Source organism: Streptomyces sp. KR55, from assembly GCF_052245645.1.
In the GTDB taxonomy this organism is placed as follows: Bacteria; Actinomycetota; Actinomycetes; order Streptomycetales; family Streptomycetaceae; genus Streptomyces; species Streptomyces flavusporus.
The window spans coordinates 1-2,879 of record NZ_JBQQCE010000758.1; the positions used below are offsets into that span (position 1 = coordinate 1).

Annotated in this window: 1 protein-coding gene; it reads left to right on the forward strand. The window is 69.5% G+C overall.

Features of this window, described 5'->3' with window-relative positions:
- Positions 1-368: 368 nt before the first annotated feature.
- A complete protein-coding gene (locus ACTWQJ_RS49585) occupies positions 369-2,681 on the forward strand; it encodes a protein kinase domain-containing protein (protein ID WP_443312920.1) in 2,313 nt (770 codons plus the stop codon).
- Positions 2,682-2,879 lie beyond the last annotated feature (198 nt).

Below are 2,879 nucleotides of genomic sequence, written 5' to 3' on the forward strand. Positions count from 1 at the left end.
CAGACCCGGCGGATACACCCAGGTCAACAACCCAAGACCCGATAACTCCGGCACACCCTCGGCCACCGACACCACCCCCGAGACGGTCCCAGCAGACTACGCCCGCAAGTTAACGCAACGGCATTGCTCCTAAAGCGGGTGTCGCAGGTTCGAATCCTGCCGGGGGCACAGAGAAGCACCTGGCCAAAAGCCCTTCCGTCCTGCGGACGGAAGGGCCTTTGCGTTTGTGGCCGCCTGAGCGCCAAGGCTCCTGCGGGCAGCTGATCCCGAGCGGCGTCTTGAGAAGCGGGCGGGCTTTCGCACCCTGCCCCGGACCGCCACCACCCCGGCACCCTCCGCGTCGTGCTCCCGTCGTAAAGTCCTGACGCGTGCGCGGACGACGACTTGACAATCGCTACGAACTGATCGAGCTATTGGGCTCCGGCGGCATGGGGGAGGTCTGGCGGGCCAGGGACGGGGAGTTGGGCCGTGAGGTGGCGGTCAAGATTCTCCTCGCGGCGCGGGACGACGGCGCGGACCAGGAGGAGTTGCTGGCCCGCTTTCGGCGCGAGGCCCGGGTCGCCGCCGCTCTGGACAGCCCACACATCGTCGCCGTGCACGATCACGGGACGGACGGTGGGAGCCCGTACCTCGTGATGGCACTCGTCGAAGGGCGGACGCTGGAGCAGGTCCTTCGGGAGAGCGGACGGGTAGCCGTCGCCGACGCGCTGCGGTGGATGGCGGACGTGTGCCGGGGCCTGGACGCCGCGCATACGGCCGACGTCGTCCACCGTGACATCAAGCCTGCCAACATCATGGTCACCGGCGAGGGCGCCGCCAAGATCGTCGACTTCGGCATCGCCAGGTTCACCGAGTTCCGGGCCGACGACCCGCAGGTGACGCAGACCGGGCGGCTGCCCTTCGGGAGCGTTCAGTACCTGGCGCCCGAGCGCTTCCGCCAGCGCCGGGGGGACGGCCGTACCGATCTCTACGCCGTGGGCTGCGTCTTGTACGAACTCCTCGTCGGCAGGCCTCCGTTCGTCGGCGACGCGGCCGGCGTGATGTACAACCACCTGCACGACGAGCCCTTGCGGCCCAGTCGGGCACGCGCCGGACTCACCCCCGACGTCGACCGGTTGATCCTCGACCTCATGGCCAAGGACCCGGATGACCGGCCCGGCGACGCGAAGGCCGCGCTCGCACGGATGGAAGCGGTGGCTCAGGCACTTGCTCCGGCGCCCCTGGCAGAGAGGGAACCGTCTCCTGCGCCCGAACCGGAGGCGGAACCTGTTCCCGTGGCACCCCCGGATGTCGTACGGGAATCGGGCCCCGAGGATGCCAGGCCGCCCGCCACCCCACGGCCGGTGTCCCGGGACGTCTCGAAAGAGACCTCGGCGCAGTCACCCTGGATTCCCGCCTCCCCGCCCGCCTCCACTCCGCGCCGCCCCCGCCGCACCCCCGTCCTCGTCGCCGTCGCCGCTCTGCTCGCCCTCGGCATCCCGGCCGGCATAGGCCTGAGCCTGTCATCCTCGGACGGCGCCGACGACGAGGGCCAGGCCCAGGCGCCGTCCACCGACAAGACCTCCACGGCTCCGACGTCGTACACGCTCGGTGTGGCGTACCACTGGGGGGAAGGCGAGGACGGGCAGGATCCCCGGATCACCACGCAGGTCGTCAAGGCCGCGCTGAAGGAGGCCGAGCGCAGGGCGGGGCGGAAGATCCCGGTGAACGTCGTAGCGGTGCAGGACTACGGGCAGACGCCCGCGCAGGAACTGCTGGAGCAGCACCCGGGGATGATCGCCCTCGTCGGCGCGATCGACGACTTCGCGGACGTCGAGACCGACTGGGCCGATGACATGGCTGTGGTCGACACCTGCGACGGCGGTGGCGGACCGGAGTGGGAATACGCCCTTCCGGCAACGGAGTTCGAGGTCGGACGGCAGGCGGCCCGTTACCTCGCGGGGGCGTACGGCGTCAGCAGGGTCGTGGACGCGTCGGAGAGCTACTGGGACACGGACACCGACAAGGACACCTTTGGACACGGTCTGCGCGAAGCCGGCCTCACCGCGCTGCCGCTGCCCTCGCAGAAGGGCACCGACGACCTGACCCCGAGCCGTATCACAGCGGACCTGGACACCTCACGGCCGGACGCCGTGACCGTGTCCGATCTGCGGGCCGGCGGCGGTGAGGAGACCCTCGTCCCGACCGTGCGGAAACGCGACACGCTGATCGCCGTCCACGCGAACTACGCCTCGGCCTGCGACATCGGCGACGACTTCGAGATGTTCGCCAGGGAGGACAAGCAACTCCCCGACGGCAGCCTTCGCTTCCGTACCTTCAACGACGAGCGGCAGAAGCCCGACTGTACGAATTTCCCCAAACTGTGCACGGCTTCCTCCGACCTGAGGAAACTGCTCGGCTACCGCGGCACGGCCGAGTTGTACGACGGCACGCTCGCGATCGCCGCGGGCCTCGACCGCGTGCTGGGTGACGGAGTACGACCGGCTGCCGACAGCATCCGTCCACAGCTCCGGGACACGCTCGACACGGTAGTGAGCGACGGGCTCCTGGGGCGCTACTCCTTCAAGGGGCACCAGGCGCAGAGGCGTCCGGTGTGGGTCGACCGCCTGGTGGACGGCAGCTGGAAGCAGCTGGGAACGGTCCAGCGACTCACGGGCGAGGCAACGAACGGCACCGGATGACGACGTGGGCCAGCGGATGGTGAGGGCCGCCGCTGGTAACCAGTGTTCCGCCAGTCAGACAGACCACGTTCGAATCCTGCCGGGGGCACCAGCGGAAACGCCCCGGACCGATCATGGTCCGGGGCGTTCGGCATCAGGTTCTGACACGCAGCTCTTCTCTGTGATCGCGCTGCGGCGCGCCTGCTGACGTACCCCCGT